Genomic DNA, 19120 nt, shown 5'->3' on the forward strand with positions numbered 1-19120 from the left:
TGACGCCACCAGAACGCGCATTGCACTCCGTAACTTGGTCACTGAAGCCGAAGGGGCGCACGCCGAGACGCGCAGCCAGCCCCTCTGAGATCAATCCTGAGGACTGCAAAATATGCGTATCTATGCCCACCGCGGAGTGTCTGCCCACCTGCCCGAAAATACGCTGGCCGCATTTTCCCGCGCCATCGATTTGGGTGTTGATGGCATTGAATTGGACGTCCATCTCTCCGCAGACCAGATTCCCGTCGTGATCCATGACGATACCGCGGATCGCACGACCAACGGCACCGGCAGTATCGCGGAATTCACGGCCCGCCAGCTTGGCCTGCTGGATGCTGGCAGCGGCCAGTACGTACCTACCCTTGCCCAGGTCCTGAAGCTGGCCGCCGGCAAGGTACGGGTCAACATCGAACTTAAGGATGCAGCCGCAACCGGGCCCGTGGCAGATGTTGTCGCCGGGATCACCGGGCTCGATTGGTTCGCCTCATCGGCAGACTGGAGCGCCTTGGCCGAATTGGGGCGTAAGGTTCCCGGTGCGAAGGTTTACCCGCTTTGCATTGGCAAGATTGAGAAGCTCCGCGCCCTGCTGCCCGAAGACGCTACAGGGGAAGAATTCGCCGGCCGTGGACTCGCCGACGCCATCACGTTTGCGCTCAACAACGGTGGCGAGGGTGTCTCCATCTGGGAGGGCGGGTTGGACCGGGAAGATATCGAAACCATCCACGACGCTGGCCTCCAAGCCTGGGTCTGGACCGTCAATGACGCTGAGCGTACACGCGAGCTTCATGACATGGGTGCCGACGGAATCTGCACGGACGATCCGGCGCTGATCCAGACGGTCAGCCGCGACGCTGAAGCTCCTGTCACAGCGGGTCGCTAGACCGTGTCGCAACTGTCAGCCCCTGCCTTGGTGTCGGAATCCGGCGGCAAGGCAGGGAATAAGCCGGGCGGAACCCATAGCCATGGTGATGGCTCGATAGTCATGCGCAAGCGCCGTACCCCGTGGAAATCCTGGCTGCTCTTCTTGCTATTTGCGGGACCCAACGTGGCCCTGTTGGTCATTTTTACCTACAAGCCGCTTGTCCAGTCTCTGCAGTATTCGCTGCTGCAATGGAACATTGGCTCCGCCACGGCGCGTTTTATCGGTCTTGACAACTACATCAACTGGTTCACGGATCCAACCACTGCCAACGTGGTCAAGGTGACTGTCATCTTTACCCTGGTCACGGTGGTGGGTGGCATGGTGCTGGGCCTGTCGCTAGCCCTGCTGCTGAACCGCAAGCTCCGCGGTACGGGCATGGCCCGGACGGTAGTTGTCGCGCCCTATGTCCTGTCTGGGGTCGCCGTCGGACTTCTGTGGCTTTTTGTCTTTGACCCGAACTTCGGTGTTCTAGGGGCTGTCCTGAAGGGGATCGGGCTAGGCTCCCCGGATTGGTACAACGATCCGGCGTGGGCGCTGCCCATGATCATCATCGTCTACCTGTGGAAAAACGTCGGCTATGTGGCCCTGATCTACTTAGCCGCCCTGCAGGCCGTTCCGAAGGATCTTGTTGAGGCCGCCACGCTTGATGGCGCCGGTCCCTTTGCCTCGTTCCGCAACGTGGTGCTCCCACTGCTGGGTCCCACCACCTTCTTCCTCTCCGTCACCACCTTGCTGAGCTCGTTGCAGTCCTTCGACATCATTCAGGCCATGACCAAGGGCGGGCCATTGGAAGGCACCACCACCATGATGTACCAGATCTACCAGGAGGGTTTTGCGACCGGCCGTGCCGGGTACTCCTCGGCGATCGCCACTGTCCTGTTCTTTGTGCTGCTGGTCATTACGGCAGTACAGATGTTGTTCATTCAAAAGAAGGTTCACTACTGATGAGCCTAGATACGGGAAAGAAAGCCGCAGTGAAGCCCCAAGAAATAGCTCCGATGACCGACGGTGCGCAGCACCGGAAATCGGTGCCGGCCGCCCCAAGGAGCGGTTGGGCCAAGCCCCGCATCGGTGGCTACGTCATGATGGCAGTTGCCGTAGCGGCCATGATCCTTCCCCTGGTGTGGATGATGTTGGCCAGCTTCAAGCAGCGCGATGAGATCTACACGGTTCCCATCCAGTGGCTGCCGGAATCGTTTGCGCTGTCCAACTATTTTGCTGCCCTGGCAGCCGTGCCGTTTGGCAACTTCTTCATCAATTCGACGATCACTACAGTTGTTGGCGCCACCCTGAAGATCTCACTGGGGCTAACTACCGCCTATGCAGTGGTGTTCTTGGAGTTCCCCTTCAAGAAATTTGTGTTTGGGCTGGTGGTCTTTGCGCTGCTGGTGCCCCAGCAGATCGTCATCATCCCCAACTACACCTTGGTCTCCGATCTCGGCTGGATCAATACCTATCAAGGGCTGATCCTGCCGGGGCTGGCCAGCGCCTTCGGCACCTTCTTGTTCCGTCAACACTTTCTGACGTTGCCCATTTCCATCCTGGAAGCTGCCGCCCTTGACGGTGCCAGCCACTGGACCCGTCTATGGAAGTTCGTCGTGCCGATCTCGGCACCCACCATTGCGGCGGTGGCCCTGGTCTCGATCGTTTCCGAGTGGAACGAATACCTCTGGCCCCTGCTGGTGGTCGACAAGGCCGAGATGATGACACTGCCCGTGGGCCTGACGCTTTTGCAAAACAACGACGGCGTGACCAACTGGGGCGTACTCATGGCCGGAACTGTACTAATCACCGTTCCCGTGTTGATCGTCTTCTTCCTGCTCCAGCGCCGCATCGTCACCGGGCTAACCTCCGGTGCAGTGACCGGCTGACCTTTCACCCCTAGCTTTCTAACTCTTCACCTGTGCACCGCACCGCTGGGCCCGTTCGCCCGGCGGCAACCATCCAAGGAGAACTGAATGTCTGCTTCACCGTTTGCAAACCTTAACCGTCGACAGCTGCTCCAACTGGCCGCCCTTGTGGGCGGTTCGGTGACCCTGGCGGCCTGCGGGGGACCCGCCGTCGGCGAGGCCGGGGGCGCGGCAACCGAGAATGCCACCGACTGGGCCGCCATCACTCCGGCCAAGGAGATTACCTGGTGGTCCAACCACCCGGGTGCCTCAAAGGACATTGAATCCGAGATTATCAAGCGCTTCACGGCCGAGAGCGGCATCAAGGTCAACCTTGTCACCGCAGGTGCCAACTACGACGAGGTGGCCCAGAAATTCCAGGCGGCCTCGGGCTCCACCAACGTCCCGGACTTGGTCATCGCCAGCGATGTCTGGTGGTTCCGCTACATGATCAACGGCCAGATCCTGCCGATCGACCAGCTGGCAAAGCACCTGGACTTCGGCACGGACGATTTCAACACCACGCTGTACAACGATTACGAGTTCACGGATTCACACTGGGCCGTCCCGTATGCCCGTTCAACACCGCTGTTCTACTACAACAAGTCCGTGTGGGAGAAGGCCGGCCTTCCCGACCGCGCACCCAAGACCTGGGCAGAATTCGATGAGTGGGCACCGAAGATCCAGTCCGCCGGCGGTGTCACGCCGCTTGGTTTGGGCAAGGGCACCTCGTGGACGGCATGGTGGTTCTGCAACATGCTGTGGGGAGCAGGTGGCGCCTACTCCAAGGACTGGACCATGACACTGGATACGCCCGAAGCCCTTGAAGCGGCCAAGTACCTCCAGACGATCGTCTACGAGAACAAGAGCGCAGCCGTCACGGCCAAGGATCAGGTTGCCGATTTCGGTGCAGGGCTCACGGGTTGCACGATTGGTTCCACAGGTTCCCTCAGCGGTCTCCTCGAGGCGTCCAAGTTCGAGGTCGGCACGGGGTTCCTGCCTGAGGGCGCAAAGGGCGCTGCCTGCCCCACCGGCGGCACCGGCCTGGCCATCCCGGCAGGCAAGACCCCCGAGCAGCAGTTGGCGGCCGGTATGTTCCTGAAGTTCTTGACGAACGCCGAGAACACGGCCTACTTCTCCTCCAACACCGGGTACATGCCTGTCCGTACCTCGGCACTGGAAGGCGAGACCATGAAATCCGTCTACGCCAAGACCCCGCAGTTCCGCACCGCCGTCGACCAGCTGGCCGGCACCCGTGTCCAGGACTGGGGCCGCGTGTTTGTTCCTAACGGTGACAAGGACCTGACCACGGCACTCGAGAAGATCATGCTGCAAAAGGGCGATCCGGCCGAGGCCTTCGCCACGGCGTCGGCCTCGATTACGAAGTCGTACGAAGAGAACGTCAAGCCCTACCTCTAGACACTCCCTACCTCTAGTTGGATAAAAACGCTTGTCCCATGAATCAGCGCGACTCATGGGACAAGCGTTTCTTCGTTGTGGCGCTGGTGCCCTGCCCACGCAGCCGACATAATCAGGGGAAGACTCACCGGAGTATGTAGGGAGAACTACCAATGCCACGCACCGTCACACACGGAGCCATCACGGACGTGCCCGGGATCCGGGTGGGTCATGCCCAGCGCATTGGCGGGGGCTGGCTGACAGGAGTAAGCGTGGTGGTGCCACCGGCGGGAACCATCGGCTCCGTAGACGTTCGTGGCGGAGGCCCGGGAACTCATGAAACTGACGCACTGGATCCCACCACGCTGGTGCCAACCGTCGACGCCGTGGTGCTGACCGGTGGGAGCGCGTATGGGCTGGCGGCCGCCGGTGGGGTGCAACGGTGGTGTGAGGAAAACGGCCGCGGCTTTCCGGTCCCCGGAGGCGTGGTGCCCATCGTGCCTGCCGCGGCGATCTTTGACCTGGGCCGGGGCGGGGACTTCACAGCGCGGCCCGACGCGGACCTGGGGTACGAGGCAGCACTCGCGGCCGCCTCCTCAACGGAAGGGGCCGACGTCGTACGCGGGAATGTTGGGGCAGGTACCGGAGCGGCCATCGGCGCAGGGCGTTTCAAGGGCGGCTTGGGAACCTCCTCGATCCGGCTGACCGGCGAGAACCGGCACATTGTGGTGGGAGCGCTGGCCGTGGTCAACGCGGCTGGGTTGCCGTGGCAGCCGGGCACACCAGCGCCCGCAGCGGGGGAGGGGCTAAACACGACCCTCGTAGTGGTGGCGACAAATGCGCGGCTCACGGTGGCCGAGGCGAAACGAACCTCGACGGCGGCGCACGCGGGAATGGCGAGGGCGCTGAACCCCGTTCACACCATGGCCGACGGCGACACGATCTTCACGCTGGCCACCGGGACGGGAGCGCTGGTTGTGAACCCGGATGTGCCTATCGGGGACATGATTGAGCTGCAAAGTGCGGCAGCGGAGGCGGTGCGCCTTGCCGTCGGTGACGGGATTGCCCACGCCGCAGCCGTGACCACACCGGTGCGAACCTGGCTGCCGTTTCCCGGACCGCAGGAGTCAATTTAACTTATTTGCAGATTTGCACTAGAGTAGGTTGTTGGTTGTCTTTGCCTGCCTTCCGGCGGGTCTATTGGGCAAACAATAATCAGTAGCAAATCGAACGCCGATCTGAAACGGTCCCTACAGGGGCTGACTATGTCGGCGCAACAAAGTTAGCGGAGGATATGGCCAAGAAAGACGGGGTCATTGAGATCGAGGGCGTTGTGACTGAAGCGCTGCCCAACGCGATGTTTCGTGTTGAGCTGACGAACAAGCACATCGTTCTTGCCCATATCTCAGGAAAAATGCGCCAGCACTACATTCGTATCCTTCCTGAGGACCGAGTTGTGGTGGAGCTGAGCCCGTACGACCTTACACGTGGTCGTATCGTCTACCGCTACAAATAACCACAACTGCAATCACGCAAAGGAATGCCATGAAGGTCAAGCCGAGCGTCAAGCAGATCTGCGATAAGTGCAAGGTGATTCGCCGTAACGGTCGAGTCATGGTGATCTGCGAGAACCCGCGCCACAAGCAGCGCCAGGGCTAATCCTTCCTCTCTGAGGCAGGAACCCGGGCTATTGCTCACGCAAGTAAATTAATAAGGCAGCACAAGTTGGACGAAGGCGAACGAAAGTTCGCAACCGGACAATGGACCCCTGGTCGGAGGCCAGGGCCGCATTCACAAAATGTGCGGGTGTACTGCCTACGACCTCCGGTTTACACATAGGAGATGCCAAATATGGCACGTCTCGCTGGCGTAGACCTTCCCCGCGAAAAGCGGCTGGAAGTAGCGCTTACATACATCTACGGCGTGGGCAAGACCCGTGCAAAGAATGTCCTGGCCGAAACGGGTATTTCCCCGGACGTCCGTGTCAAGGACCTTTCTGACGCTGAACTCGTTCAGTTGCGTGACAACATCGAGGGTAACTACAAGGTTGAGGGTGACCTTCGCCGCGAGGTTGCAGCCGACATTCGCCGCAAGGTTGAAATCGGTAGCTACCAGGGTATCCGCCACCGTCGTGGCATGCCCGTGCATGGCCAGCGCACGAAGACCAACGCACGTACCCGCAAGGGTCCGAAGCGCACCGTCGCAGGCAAGAAGAAGGCCGGCAAGTAAAACTCGCCAGCCGGATCGAAATATGCTCGAGAGCACTTTTCACCCATCTGGCAAGCGTGGGTTTTAGCTTATGCCGACCCCTCATTAAACTTTCGTAGGAGAATAAAATGCCCCCAAAGACTCGGGGCGCGGTTCGTAAGCCGCGTCGCAAGGATAAAAAGAATATTGCGCTGGGCCAGGCGCACATCAAGAGCACCTTTAACAACACCATCGTTTCCATCACGGATCCGAACGGTGCTGTCATCTCATGGGCTTCTGCCGGTGAGGTTGGCTTCAAGGGCTCGCGTAAGTCAACTCCGTACGCTGCACAGATGGCTGCTGAAGCAGCTGCCAAGCGCGCACAGGAGCACGGACTTCGCAAGGTTGACGTTTTCGTAAAGGGTCCGGGTTCGGGCCGCGAAACGGCTATCCGTTCACTGCAGGCTGCTGGACTTGAGGTTGGTTCCATCTCGGACGTAACCCCCAGCGCCCACAACGGCTGCCGTCCGCCCAAGCGCCGTCGCGTCTAACGAGAATTAGAGCAACAGAGTTGGCCTTCACTTCGGTGGGGGCCAACTCCGCCGCCGTTAACTCTCGTCAGCCGTCATTTCCACTACCTGTGTTGCGTCATATAGCGGATGCTCGCTGAAAGGAAACCCCAGTGCTCATTGCACAGCGCCCCACCCTATCTGAAGAAGTAGTTTCCGAAAACCGTTCACGGTTCGTTATCGAACCGCTGGAGCCAGGTTTCGGTTACACCCTGGGAAATTCCCTGCGTCGGACCTTGCTGTCCTCCATCCCTGGCGCTGCTGTCACCAGCATCCGCTTGGATGGCGTTCTGCACGAGTTCACCACGGTTCCCGGTGTTAAGGAAGATGTCACTGAGATCATCCTGAACATCAAGGGACTCTCCGTGTCTTCGGAGCATGACGAGCCCGTAGTCGCCTACCTGCGCAAGCAGGGCCCTGGCGTTGTTACGGCTGCCGACATTGCTCCTCCGGCCGGTGTGGAATTCCACAACCCTGACATGCACATTGCCACGCTGAACTCGAAGGGCAAGTTCGAACTCGAACTGACCATCGAGCGCGGTCGCGGCTATGTTTCGGCTGCTCAGAACAAGAACGTAGATCAGGAAATTGGCCGTATCCCGGTTGACTCCATCTACTCTCCCGTTCTGAAGGTTACTTTCCGCGTGGAAGCAACCCGTGTTGAACAGCGCACCGACTTTGACAAGCTCATTGTTGATGTTGAGACGAAGCAGGCCATCTCCCCGCGAGATGCCATCGCCTCCGCCGGCACCACGCTGGTTGAACTGTTCGGATTGGCTCGCGAGCTGAACACCGCGGCTGAAGGTATTGAGATTGGCCCGTCCCCGACGGATGCCGCTCTTGCCGCAGACATGGCCCTGCCGATCGAGGATCTGGACCTTACGGTCCGTTCCTACAACTGCCTCAAGCGTGAGGGCATCCACTCTGTGGGTGAACTCGTTGCTCGCTCCGAGGCTGACCTGATGGACATTCGTAACTTCGGTGCGAAGTCCATCGACGAGGTAAAGGCAAAGCTGGTTGAACTAGGTCTTGCCCTGAAGGATTCCCCTCCAGGATTCGATCTGGCCGCCCGCGCCGCAGCCCTTGACGAGAACGACGACGCATACAGCGACGACGAGCTCTAAGTTCGAACAACAATTTTTTTAGCCGGCCCTGTGGACACAATTGATGTGTCCGCAGCGGTTCGGCTGACACTTGAGGAGAAACACCATGCCTACACCCGCTAAGGGTCCCCGCCTCGGAGGCGGAGCGGCTCACGAGCGTTTGATGCTCGCGAACCTTTCCGCTTCGCTCTTTGAGCACAAGCGGATCACCACCACTTTGACCAAGGCCAAGCGCCTGAGCCCCTACGCAGAGCGACTGGTAACTTTCGCAAAGCGTGGCGACTTGTCTTCACGCCGCCGCGTTCTCGGCCTGATCAGCGACAAGGGCATTGTCCACGAGCTGTTCACCGACATCGCCAAGGCTGTGGAGAACCGCGACGGTGGCTACACCCGCATCACCAAGATCGGCAACCGTAAGGGCGACAACGCTCCCATGGCTGTCATCGAGCTCGTTCTGGAGCCGGTCAGCGCTAAGCAGGCCGTTGTGAAGGAAGCTACCGCTGCTGCCGCCAAGGCTGCCCCGGTTGAAGAAGCTCCGGTTGAAGAAGTTGTAGAGACCGAAGTTGTGGAAACCGAAGTTGTAGCTGACGAAGCTGCCGCTGAAGAGACCAAGTAAGGCTTAAGCGAAAGCTTTCGTTTTGCCAAGAAGGACCCGTCGCCCCTTGTGGGAGGCGGGTCCTTCTGCGTGCCCCACTACTTTTGTGCCCGGTAGAATTGGGGCCATGCACAACCCCACAATGACCCCTGAATACCGAGGCCTGATTCGGTCCCGTTTGGATATAGCGTACGACGGCGGATCCTACAGCGGGTGGGGAATCCAGCCAGTTGAGCGTACCGTCCAGGGCGTTATCGAGGAGGCCTTGGCCGTCATCGTTCGGCGTCCCGTCAGGCTCACCGTTGCGGGGCGCACGGACGCCGGCGTGCACGCGCGCGGGCAGGTGGCTCATTTTGACCTCACGCCTGAGGAATGGGACGGTTTGCGGCGAGGGCACGATGAGGTGCCCGAGGATTCGCTCAAGAGGCGCCTGAACGGGGCGCTCGGGATGGTCTTGCGGGAGCTACGCGGGACTGTGCAGATCGTGGATGCCTCGAGGGCTCCGGTGGGCTTTGATGCACGCTTCTCGGCCCTGTGGCGCCGCTACAGTTACCGCATTGCCGATGGCTCTACGTACAAGGATCCGCTCCAAAGAGCTCTGACGCTGTGGCACGAGCGTGATTTGGACGTGGCGCTGATGAATCAAGCTGCGGCGCCACTGCTCGGGCTCCAGGACTTTGCCGCTTTTGCCAAGCCGCGTGAAGGATCCACCACGGTGCGGACCCTGCAGCGCTTTGAATTTGTCCAAGATGATGACGGTGTGATTAACCTCAATATCCAGGCCGATGCGTTCTGCCACAACATGGTTCGGGCCCTGCTCGGAGCCTCCCTCAGGATAGGGGAGGGGCAAGAGCGTCCAGAATGGATGTTTGAGCGTTTAACGGCGGGAATCCGCGACGCAAAGTCCGTTTTGGCGGCCCCGCACCCCCTGATTCTGGAGGAAGTTCACTATCCTCATGAGACGGAAATGCATGACCGGGCCGTCCTGACCAGGACTCGGCGAGCCGTTCCGGAAGGCGTTTTCGACTGAACAAGGCGCTAGCCCAAGATCCTCGCTTTGACCCGGTGGCAGTATTAACGGTATCGTAGGTAGTCGTTGTGCGTGTCCTATCTCGATACCACGCGCCCGCTACAGGTCCGGTTGCAGGACTACCACTGAGCGGGCGTCATCGGGAAGTGTAAGGATGACTGGTGTTAGAGCCCTCACCTCTGTTCCGGTAAACGCATAGATAGCAGGTGTCAACCATCTGTGACACCACCTAAGAACAAGAAACGAAGGCAAAAACCGTGCGTACGTATACCCCGAAGCCCGGCGATATCAACCGTCAGTGGCACATCATTGATGCCAACGACGTTGTCTTGGGCCGTCTTGCCAGCCAGACCGCAACACTGCTGCGTGGAAAGCACAAGCCGACCTTCGCTCCCCATATGGATATGGGCGATTTCGTCATCATCATCAACGCCGAGAAGGTTGCCCTGACCGGCGCCAAGCTCGAACAGAAGCGCGCATACCGCCACTCGGGTTTCCCGGGCGGTCTGTCCAGCGTGAACTACGCAGAACTGTTGGAGAAAAACCCGGTTCGCGCAGTGGAGAAGGCCATCGCTGGCATGCTCCCCAAGACCAAGCTGGGCAACGCCCAGATCAGCAAGCTGAAGGTTTACCGCGGTGCTGAGCACCCGCACGCCGCTCAGCAGCCGCAGACGTTTGAAATCACCCAGGTCGCCCAGTAGTCCTGGCCACCAACCCAATATTTATCAAGGAGAATCGTGGCTCAGAATACTGAAGAGCTGAACGCCGAAGCCGTCGTGGCTGAGGAAGAAGTTTTGACTAGCTACACGAGCGAAAGCTCAGCTGCAGCAGATGCAGCACCCAAGAAGGAACGCCCGGCACTGACCGTTTCCGGCGCAGCTGTTGGCCGTCGCAAGCAGGCAATTGCCCGTGTTCGCGTCGTTCCCGGCACCGGCAAGTGGATTGTTAACGGCCGCGAGCTGGACAACTACTTCCCGAACAAGCTGCACCAGCAGGAAGTAAACGATCCGTTCCGCCTCCTGGACCTGGATGGAGCCTACGATGTTTGGGCTCGTATCCACGGTGGTGGCCCCTCAGGTCAGGCCGGCGCATTGCGTCTCGGTGTTTCTCGTTCCTTGAACGAGATCGACACTGAGAACAACCGTGCCATCCTGAAGAAGGCCGGCTTCTTGACTCGTGACTCACGCGTCATCGAGCGCAAGAAGGCTGGTCTCAAGAAGGCTCGTAAGGCTTCGCAGTACTCCAAGCGCTAAATCTTATTGCGCTTCACAGAAATCCCCGGTCGCCATGCGGCCGGGGATTTTTTGCGTCCCGGCACATAGACCCTCCTGCAGATCTGGGGGTGTATTTCGAAACCCTCCTGCAGATCGGGTGGGTTGATTCCGGAGGCTCTTGGCGTGCTTCATGGCGCCCCTTGCCCCTGAGGGCGGGAGCGTTGGCCGAAAGGATCGATTATCTGGTATCTGCAGGAGCGGATTTCTTGTCAGGGACGAGTTTCTCACCTCGATGATTTAGACTGAGTCAGATGTCAAGATTATTTGGAACAGACGGTGTCCGCGGTTTGGCCAATGGCCTGCTGACGGCTGAATTGGCTTTATCCCTTGCCCAGGCCGCTGCTGTGGTCCTCGGCCATGAGCAAATGAGCGAGGGAAAACGGCCGCGTGCGGTAGTTGCTCGCGACCCACGTGCCAGTGGTGAGTTCATCGCTGCTGCCGTGGTCGCGGGGCTGGCCAGTGCTGGCGTCGATGTCTACGACGCCGGCGTGTTGCCAACCCCTGCGGCCGCCTTCCTTATCGCCGACCTCGGTGCGGACTTTGGCGTGATGATCTCCGCCTCTCACAACCCCGCACCCGATAACGGCATTAAGTTCTTTGCCCGAGGCGGTATGAAGCTTCCTGACGAGGTTGAGGATGCCATCGAGCTGCAACTTCAGCAGGATGCTTTCCGACCCGTCGGCGTCGATGTGGGACGTATCCAACGCTTCTCGGACGCCGAGGACCGTTACATCGTTCACCTCTTGGGTACCTTGCCGAACCGCCTCGACGGATTGAAGATCGTCCTTGACTGCGCCCACGGTGCCGCCAGCGGATGCTCGCCTCAGGTGTTCACCGATGCGGGCGCTGAGTTGACTGTCATTGGTGCTGAGCCCGATGGCCTGAACATCAACGATGGTGTGGGTTCGACCCACCTTGGCCTGTTGCAGGAAACTGTTCTGGCGATGGGCGCCGATCTCGGCATTGCCCATGATGGGGATGCCGATCGCTGCCTCGCAGTGGATCACGAAGGCAATGTTATTGACGGGGACCAGATCATGGCCGTTCTGGCACTGGCTCAGAAGGCCGCCGGCGAACTCAAGGACAATGTTCTTGTTGCCACCGTGATGAGCAACCTCGGGTTGAAGATTGCCCTACGTGATGCAGGGATTACTATCCGTGAAACCGGTGTGGGCGATCGCTATGTCCTCGAAGAGATGCGCCGTGGCGACTACACCCTAGGCGGCGAGCAGTCCGGCCACGTGATCTTCTCGAAGTTTGCCACCACGGGCGACGGCGTGCTGACCGGCTTGCAGCTGGCGGCCCAGGTTGCCAAGACGGGCAAGTCCTTGAAGGAATTGGCTAGCGCCATGACCAAGCTGCCCCAGGTCATGATCAACGTTAAGAACGTAGACAAGGGCCGGGCCTCCACGGTTCCGGCCATCAACGCCGCCGTAGCCAAGGCTGAAGCTGAACTTGGCGATACCGGACGGGTCCTGCTGCGCCCCTCGGGAACCGAGGCCCTGGTCCGCGTCATGGTTGAAGCCGGCGACATCGAAACGGCCGAACGAATCTGTGATGATTTGGTGAGCGTTGTGAAGGCGGAACTTTCGCTCTAAAGGTTCTTAGCCTAGAAGCTTTTAGTTCCGAAACAATCCGCACAATCAAAAGGAGGCGGCAACCCCGGTGGGGTTGCCGCCTCCTTTGTTCAGTAGGACTTAGTGAAGTCCGCCGGTGGGGCGGGCGTTGAGTGAGTCGCGGATTTCGGTCAGCAGTTCAATCTGCGGATCTACGGGGGGTTCTTCTTCCGTGATGCCGAGCTTGGCATTGCGGCGAGCAATGACGTGGTTCATGGGTACAACAACTACGAAGTAGATAGTGGCAGCAACGATGAGGAAGTTGACCAAGACGGTGAGGAAGACACCGAACTTGATGTCAACACCGTTGATGGTGAGGAGCGCAAAGCTATCGAAGTTGGCGGAACCGAACAAAGCTGCGATAAGCGGCATCAGAATGTTTTCAACGAGGGAGTTTACTACTGCCCCGAAGGCTGCACCGATGACGACGGCGACGGCAAGGTCAACGACATTGCCCTTCATTATGAAATCTCTGAATCCCTTTAACATGCCACCAAGTTACCGCACTCCATGGCAATCCGCGTGTATTACGAAAAACTTTTTTGTAGTCCTATTTGTAGCCCGGAGCGTCCGGAACTCCCAAATATTTCTCGTAGCTGGAGATACCCAGCACTTTCATGTCCTGCGCAACGGCAATCCCGACGTACCGTAAATGCCAGGGCTCGGCCAGATACCCGGTGACTGATTCGTCGCCCGGCAGGTACCGCACAAGGAAACCGAAGTCGCTGCCGTGGGCTGCAACCCACTGTGCGGCCGCGGCGTCTGCGAAACAGCTATTGAAGTCACATGCAGTGCCGGCATCCGCATCTCCAATGTCCAGGCCCAACCCGGTCTGATGCTCAGAGAATCCGGGGCGGGCCGATGTTGAGTCTGCTGCGGCCTCACCCTTGCCAGCCACGTAACCGTTGTAGACGGAAACCTGAGTTTCGTAGGAACGGTAGCTGCTCATGACGGTGATCCGGATGCCTTGGGCGGCTGCGGCGGCAAATAGCCGTTCCGTTGCGGTGGCCGCCTCGGCGCGCAGCAGCACGGGTTCACTGGATCCGGAGAGTACTGCGGGCGTCACAAGATCACTCGGCGAATAGTTGGCGGGCACCAATGGGCGTTGTTTGTTGACGAGCACCAGTGGGCTGTTGGGGTTGGCGATGTTCCGCAGCGCATTGTCTGTGGGGGCAAGGCCGTCGGTGGCGAACAACTTCTGAATGGGCGAGCCCGCGGCGGCGCCGGCAACCTTGAGGGCTGGGGCTGGGGCTGTGGTCGACGGCGGAATCGGCGCGGCGGTGAGACCCGACGCCGAGAGCGTCCCCGCTGCACTGGATGGCGGCTGGGTGGTGCCTTCCGTGGGCGCGGCGGCACCGGGCGTGGGCACCTGGGAGGGGGCCGGCGTCGTACTGGAGGAAGAAGTAGGCGCGGCAGCCATAGGGGACGGCGCATCAGTCGCGGGAGTGACAGAAAGGGCCCCTCCGAAGACCAGCGCGGCTCCGATCGCGGAGATCACGATGCCGCCCGGTCGGGGCCACGACAGCTCACGACGAAGGCGGCCGGCAGGCGTCTGCCGGGGACGTCGCGTCTGGTGGAAGCCCACAACCGGCACTAGACCTTCCTCAGTAGCATCCGTTTGATGGAATGATCGGCGTCCTTGGTGAGCACCAACTGGGCGCGGCCACGGGTGGGCAGCACGTTCTGGACCAGGTTGGGCTCGTTGATGCTCTTCCAGATCTTGTCGGCGGTGGCGGTTGCCTCCGCGTCTGACAAGTCTGCATAGCGCCGGAAGTATGAATCGGGATCGGCGAACGCGCTGGTGCGCAGGGACCTGAACCGTTCGATGTACCACTGCTCAATATGGCTGGTCTTGGCATCGACATAGATGGAAAAATCGAAGAAGTCGCTGACGGCCAAGCCGGAACGCCCATCACTGCGGGGCCGTGCCGCAGCCAGGACATTCAAACCCTCAACGATCAATACGTCGGGGCGGCGAACCACAACTTCCTTGTCCGGCAGGATGTCATACGTGAGGTGGGAGTACATGGGGGCGCGGACTTCCTCGGCGCCGCTCTTGATGGCACTGACGAAGCGTAGAAGGGCGCGGCGATCATAGGACTCCGGGAAGCCCTTGCGGGTCATGAGTCCGCGGCGTTCAAGTTCGGCGTTGGGGTAAAGGAAGCCGTCGGTGGTGACAAGCTCCACATTGGGAGTGTCCGGCCAGCGGCACAGCATCTCCTTGAGTACGCGAGCCGTTGTGGACTTGCCCACAGCAACGGAGCCTGCAACACCAATGACAAACGGGGTGCGGGTGCCACGCTCGCCGAGGAATGTGGTGGTGGCGTTGTGGAGGTGTTCGGCCGCGCCGACATACAGATTCAGGAGCCGTGAGAGTGGTAAATAGACGTCGTGAATTTCCCGCATGTTCAGCTGATCGCCCAAGCCGCGGAGGCGCTGAACGTCCTCTTCGTTGAGCGGCTGCTCGATTTTGTTGGCAAGGCGAGACCATGTCTGGCGGTCCAATTCCACAAAAGGGGAGGCGCTGACGCTGTTGCCGGACTCGGTTCTTTGAGCTGTCACACCTGCAATTCTGCCTTGTTTGGGGTTGAGTGGGAAACGGGCCTACGGAGCACCCCGGAATTCTTGACACATTTTCAGGGATAAACGCCATAAGGAGGTAGAACGTCCTGCGAACTCGTAGGGGCATATGATTGTTTTTTATGTGTGGAATTGTGGGATACGCCGGCGCTGCCCCGGCTCAAGGAACAAGTTCGTCGGCCAATCAGCGAGCCCTTGAGGTTCTGATTGAAGGTCTGCGCCGCCTGGAATACCGCGGATACGACTCCGCAGGTGTCGCCGTCGTGGGGGCCGCTGGCCTCCAGATGCGCAAGAAGAGTGGCAAGCTTGCCATGCTCTTGGAAGAACTGGAGAGCAACCCGCTCCCGGATGCCTACAGCGGCATTGGCCACACTCGTTGGGCCACGCATGGTGGACCCACCGACGCCAACGCGCACCCGCACCTTGTTGACGGCGGAGACTTGGCCGTTGTTCACAACGGCATCATCGAAAATTACGCATCACTGAAGTCCGAGCTAGTGGCCCGCGGGCACAGCTTCAAGTCTGAAACCGACACCGAGGTCGCCGCAACTCTCCTGGGTGATATCTACCGGGGATTCGCTGACAATGGATCGTCCACAGGCCGGCTGTCTCAGGCCATGCAGCAGGTTGCACAGCGCCTTGAAGGTGCCTTCACGCTGGTCGCAACGCACGCCGACGAGCCGGGCGTCGTCGTGGCTGCCCGCCGCAACTCTCCTCTCGTTGTGGGATTGGGCGACGGCGAGAACTTCCTCGGCTCGGATGTTTCCGGATTTATCGATTACACCCGCCGGGCCGTGGAACTGGGACAGGACCAAGTTGTCACCATCACGGCCGACAACGTGGAGATCACCGATTTCCATGGCGTACCGGGCGAGGGTCGCGAATACCTTGTCGACTGGGATGCTGCCGCAGCCGAGAAGGGCGGTTACCCGTCCTTCATGGAAAAGGAAATCAACGACCAGCCCGAGGCTGTTGCTAAGACCCTGCTGGGGCGTAGCGATGAAGCTGGCAACCTGACGCTCAATGAGCTGCGTGTTGACCCGGCCGTGCTAAAAAACATTAACCGCATCATCGTTCTCGCCTGCGGCACCTCTGCCTATGCTGGCCAGGTGGCCCGCTACGCCATTGAGCACTGGTGCAGGATCCCCACCGAGGTGGAGCTCTCCCATGAGTTCCGGTACCGGGATCCCATTGTTGATGAGAACACCCTGATTGTTTCCATCTCCCAGTCCGGTGAAACCATGGACACCTTGATGGCCGTGCGGTACGCGCGAGAGCAGGGCGCCAAGACGGTCGCCATCTGCAATACCAATGGTTCAACCATCCCGCGCGAATCGGACGCCGTGCTGTACACGCACGCCGGACCCGAGATTGCGGTCGCCTCCACCAAGGCCTTCCTGGCGCAGATCACCGCCGCCTACCTGCTGGGCCTGTATTTGGCACAGTTGCGCGGAAACCTGTTCCAGGGCCAGATCAAGGACATTCTGGCCGAATTGGCCAAGACACCGGCGAAGATCGCTACTGTTCTGGAGAACGCCGAACAGATCAGGGAACTGGCTCGCAGCATGGCCGATACCCGCAGCGTGTTGTTCCTTGGCCGCCATGTTGGTTACCCCGTGGCCATGGAAGGTGCCTTGAAGCTCAAGGAACTGGCCTACATTCATGCCGAAGGATTCGCAGCTGGCGAGCTCAAGCACGGGCCGATCGCACTGATTGAAGAGGGGCAGCCGGTTATTGTTGTGCTTCCCTCACCTCGAGGACGCCACTCACTGCACTCCAAGGTTGTCTCAAACATCCAGGAAGTTCGGGCTCGCGGTGCTAAGACCATCGTTATTGCCGAAGAAGGCGACGAATCCGCGCAGGCCTACGCCGAGCACGTGTTCTACGTTCCTCAGACAAGCACGTTGTTGGCACCACTGTTGACAACGGTTCCCCTGCAGATCTTCGCCCTCGAGCTTGCCTCGGCCAAGGGCTTTGACGTAGATCAGCCCCGCAACCTGGCGAAGTCGGTCACGGTCGAGTAGATAGGGTTGGTTCATGATCATTGGTATTGGCGTGGACGTTGTAGACATTGAGCGGTTTGGCCGCCAGCTGGAGAGGACTCCGGGACTGCTTGACCGGCTCTTTGTGCCAGCAGAACGTGGGCTGAACACGCGGTCGCTGGCCGCACGCTTCGCCGCCAAGGAGTCCGTGGCGAAGGCGCTCGGTGCCCCGGCCGGCATGAATTGGCAGGACTGCTGGATTGGCCTTGACGAAAACGGACCCACGATCAACGTCAAGGGCACCGTTGCTGCCGTGGCCAAGTCCAAGGGAATCAAGCACTGGCACGTTTCCATGACCCACGACGGCGGTATTTCCACAGCCATGGTGATCGCAGAAAGCTGACATGCGCCACGCCTACCAGGCATCGGCCGTCCGGGCCGCTGAGCAACCGTTCCTTGCCGCTGGGCAGGGGCCGATACTCATGCGCACGGCTGCGCACGGGCTCGGGATGGGCGTGGCGTCTGTTCTAAAGTCACAGGGCCGCCGGATCTACGGTGCACGAGTGGCCATTCTTGTTGGTTCGGGCAACAACGGCGGCGACGCCTTGTACGCGGGCGCCTGGCTGGCCACACACGGTGCACGTACGACGGCGCTGCTCGCCGGTTCCCGGACCCACCCCGACGCCCTGACTGCTTTTGAGAAAGCCGGCGGCCGGTGCCTTGCACTGACTGCCGACACCGGCGCGGCGGAGTTCCTCACTGAGGCTAGGGCGTCCGGCGTCGTTATTGACGGGCTGCTGGGGACGGGGAGCAGCGGTGGCCTTCGGGAACCGGTGGCGACCGTGGTGGAAAAGCTGGAGCAGCTGTCTGGGATGCGGCGGCCCTTGGTGGTTGCCTGCGATCTCCCCAGCGGTGTTGATGCTACGACCGGGGAGGTACACGGGCCGGTGCTGCGTGCCGATCTTACGGTGACTTTTGGTGCGTACAAGTCAGGGTTATTGAGCTCGCCAGCCGAGCAGCTGTGCGGTGCGGTAAAACTTGTAGACCTCGGGATCGGTGATCTCCTGGGCCCGAAAGACGTGAGCCGGCTTGACGACGGAGATCTGGCTGCGCTGCTGCCGAATCCGCTGGCGGCGGATCACAAGTACACCCGTGGGGTGGCAGGAATTATTGCCGGGTCCGCCCAATATCCCGGGGCAGGCCTGCTGGCCGCGGCCGCGGCTTCGGCATGCGGGCCGGGAATGGTCCGGTATCTGGGTCCGGCGCAGGTGGCGGCGGCCCTGCACGTGCGCAATCCTGAGGTGGTGTGTTCGGAAGATTCTCCTCAGGACGTGCGGGTTCAAGCATGGCTGGTCGGACCCGGAATTGACGGAGATGACGCTCAGTACGAACGTGCCCGTGAGGCGATTGCTGCCAGCTGTGCGGCGGCCATCCCCGTGGTGGTTGACGCTGCCGCACTGGCCCTCGTGGAACCGTCCGCCGACGGCGGGAACGCGCACCTTGTCCTTACCCCGCACGCAGGCGAGCTTTCGGCCTTGTTGGCGCGTTGCGGCGTGGTGCTAAGCCGCTCCAAGATAGAGGCCTCACCTCTCGCTGCGGCCCGTACGACGGCGGCGTTGTTTGGCGCCGTGGTGCTGCTGAAAGGCCCAACCACCGTGGTGGCAGACAGTACCGGTGCCGTGTACACACAGGCCAATGGGACGCCACGGCTGGCCACGGCAGGAAGCGGTGACACCTTGGCGGGCATCCTCGTGGCGCTGCTGGCCATGCGTGGCACAGCGACACTCACGGTCACCGCGGCACTCGCAGCAGCCCTGCACGGTGAACTGGCCCGTTGTGAGCTGACCCGTGACGACGCTGGCGTGCCCGCCGCGCACAACCCCTCAGAAACTTTGAATGCAGGGATGCTGGCAGCAAGAATTCCAGCGGTCTGGGCGAAGCTCTCCACACCACCCACTAGCGCAGCATAAGGGGA

General features: G+C 60.4%; 21 protein-coding genes. 18 read left to right on the forward strand and 3 right to left on the reverse strand.

What is annotated here, in order from left to right:
* Nucleotides 1–112: 112 nt before the first annotated feature.
* From ACP7B9_RS01205 to glmM, 15 genes are all read left to right on the forward strand, one after another.
* Entirely contained in the window at nt 113–880 is a 768-nt protein-coding gene (locus ACP7B9_RS01205) for a glycerophosphodiester phosphodiesterase (RefSeq protein WP_425859991.1), read from the forward strand.
* 3 nt (nt 881–883) lie between these two features.
* Nucleotides 884–1867, forward strand: a complete 984-nt coding sequence (locus tag ACP7B9_RS01210; protein WP_425859993.1) for a carbohydrate ABC transporter permease — start codon at nt 884–886, stop codon at nt 1865–1867.
* Nucleotides 1867–2793, forward strand: coding sequence for a carbohydrate ABC transporter permease (locus tag ACP7B9_RS01215; protein ID WP_425859995.1), 927 nt, complete (start codon nt 1867–1869; stop codon nt 2791–2793). The genes ACP7B9_RS01210 and ACP7B9_RS01215 overlap by 1 nt, the downstream gene beginning before the upstream one ends.
* Before the next feature lie 87 nt (nt 2794–2880).
* On the forward strand, nt 2881–4230 hold the full coding sequence (locus tag ACP7B9_RS01220; RefSeq protein WP_425859997.1) for an ABC transporter substrate-binding protein: 1350 nt from the start codon (nt 2881–2883) through the stop codon (nt 4228–4230).
* A 152-nt stretch (nt 4231–4382) separates the two neighbouring features.
* Nucleotides 4383–5345 (forward strand): P1 family peptidase, encoded by a 963-nt coding sequence (locus ACP7B9_RS01225; RefSeq protein WP_425859999.1) that lies wholly within the window; start codon nt 4383–4385, stop codon nt 5343–5345.
* Nucleotides 5346–5503: 158 nt separating this feature from the next.
* Nucleotides 5504–5725: a translation initiation factor IF-1 gene (gene infA, locus ACP7B9_RS01230; RefSeq protein ID WP_009358723.1), complete on the forward strand. Its 222-nt coding sequence runs from the start codon at nt 5504–5506 to the stop codon at nt 5723–5725.
* A 29-nt stretch (nt 5726–5754) separates the two neighbouring features.
* Nucleotides 5755–5868 carry a 50S ribosomal protein L36 gene (rpmJ, locus tag ACP7B9_RS01235; protein WP_011775570.1) on the forward strand — a complete coding sequence of 38 codons (114 nt, stop codon included), beginning with the start codon at nt 5755–5757 and terminating at the stop codon, nt 5866–5868.
* A gap of 192 nt (nt 5869–6060) precedes the next feature.
* Complete coding sequence (gene rpsM / locus ACP7B9_RS01240; protein WP_044576485.1) at nt 6061–6438, forward strand: 30S ribosomal protein S13; 378 nt, start codon at nt 6061–6063, stop codon at nt 6436–6438.
* A 107-nt stretch (nt 6439–6545) separates the two neighbouring features.
* A complete protein-coding gene (gene rpsK, locus ACP7B9_RS01245) occupies nt 6546–6947 on the forward strand; it encodes a 30S ribosomal protein S11 (RefSeq protein WP_038464649.1) in 402 nt (133 codons plus the stop codon).
* A 131-nt stretch (nt 6948–7078) separates the two neighbouring features.
* A complete protein-coding gene (locus ACP7B9_RS01250; RefSeq protein ID WP_044576488.1) occupies nt 7079–8089 on the forward strand; it encodes a DNA-directed RNA polymerase subunit alpha in 1011 nt (336 codons plus the stop codon).
* 85 nt (nt 8090–8174) lie between these two features.
* Nucleotides 8175–8684, forward strand: a complete 510-nt coding sequence (gene rplQ, locus ACP7B9_RS01255) for a 50S ribosomal protein L17 (RefSeq protein ID WP_425860005.1) — start codon at nt 8175–8177, stop codon at nt 8682–8684.
* A gap of 106 nt (nt 8685–8790) precedes the next feature.
* Complete coding sequence (locus ACP7B9_RS01260) at nt 8791–9693, forward strand: tRNA pseudouridine synthase A (protein WP_425860007.1); 903 nt, start codon at nt 8791–8793, stop codon at nt 9691–9693.
* Nucleotides 9694–9950: 257 nt separating this feature from the next.
* Nucleotides 9951–10394: a 50S ribosomal protein L13 gene (gene rplM, locus ACP7B9_RS01265; protein WP_425860008.1), complete on the forward strand. Its 444-nt coding sequence runs from the start codon at nt 9951–9953 to the stop codon at nt 10392–10394.
* A 36-nt stretch (nt 10395–10430) separates the two neighbouring features.
* Nucleotides 10431–10946: a 30S ribosomal protein S9 gene (gene rpsI, locus ACP7B9_RS01270; protein WP_425860010.1), complete on the forward strand. Its 516-nt coding sequence runs from the start codon at nt 10431–10433 to the stop codon at nt 10944–10946.
* A 272-nt stretch (nt 10947–11218) separates the two neighbouring features.
* Nucleotides 11219–12565: a phosphoglucosamine mutase gene (gene glmM / locus ACP7B9_RS01275; RefSeq protein ID WP_425860012.1), complete on the forward strand. Its 1347-nt coding sequence runs from the start codon at nt 11219–11221 to the stop codon at nt 12563–12565.
* Between the two features lie 99 nt (nt 12566–12664).
* Here glmM and mscL read toward each other — a convergent pair whose 3' ends face one another.
* From mscL to coaA, 3 genes are all read right to left on the reverse strand, one after another.
* Nucleotides 12665–13072, reverse strand: coding sequence for a large conductance mechanosensitive channel protein MscL (gene mscL / locus ACP7B9_RS01280; protein ID WP_425860014.1), 408 nt, complete (start codon nt 13070–13072; stop codon nt 12665–12667).
* Between the two features lie 61 nt (nt 13073–13133).
* A complete protein-coding gene (locus ACP7B9_RS01285) occupies nt 13134–14177 on the reverse strand; it encodes a D-alanyl-D-alanine carboxypeptidase family protein (RefSeq protein WP_425860016.1) in 1044 nt (347 codons plus the stop codon).
* Nucleotides 14177–15145: a type I pantothenate kinase gene (gene coaA, locus ACP7B9_RS01290; RefSeq protein WP_425860018.1), complete on the reverse strand. Its 969-nt coding sequence runs from the start codon at nt 15143–15145 to the stop codon at nt 14177–14179. Before coaA ends, ACP7B9_RS01285 begins: the two co-directional genes overlap by 1 nt.
* A 140-nt stretch (nt 15146–15285) precedes the next feature.
* Here coaA and glmS point away from each other — a divergent pair, with 140 nt between their 5' ends.
* The 3 genes from glmS to ACP7B9_RS01305 are packed head-to-tail and all read left to right on the forward strand — an operon-like array spanning nt 15286 to nt 19115.
* Nucleotides 15286–17187: a glutamine--fructose-6-phosphate transaminase (isomerizing) gene (glmS, locus tag ACP7B9_RS01295; protein ID WP_425860020.1), complete on the forward strand. Its 1902-nt coding sequence runs from the start codon at nt 15286–15288 to the stop codon at nt 17185–17187.
* A gap of 13 nt (nt 17188–17200) precedes the next feature.
* A complete protein-coding gene (locus ACP7B9_RS01300) occupies nt 17201–17548 on the forward strand; it encodes a holo-ACP synthase (protein ID WP_425860022.1) in 348 nt (115 codons plus the stop codon).
* A gap of 1 nt (nt 17549) precedes the next feature.
* Nucleotides 17550–19115, forward strand: coding sequence for an NAD(P)H-hydrate dehydratase (locus tag ACP7B9_RS01305; RefSeq protein WP_425860024.1), 1566 nt, complete (start codon nt 17550–17552; stop codon nt 19113–19115).
* Nucleotides 19116–19120 lie beyond the last annotated feature (5 nt).

The sequence above is a fragment of the Arthrobacter sp. TWP1-1 genome (assembly GCF_049897845.1).
Taxonomy (GTDB): domain Bacteria; phylum Actinomycetota; class Actinomycetes; order Actinomycetales; family Micrococcaceae; genus Specibacter.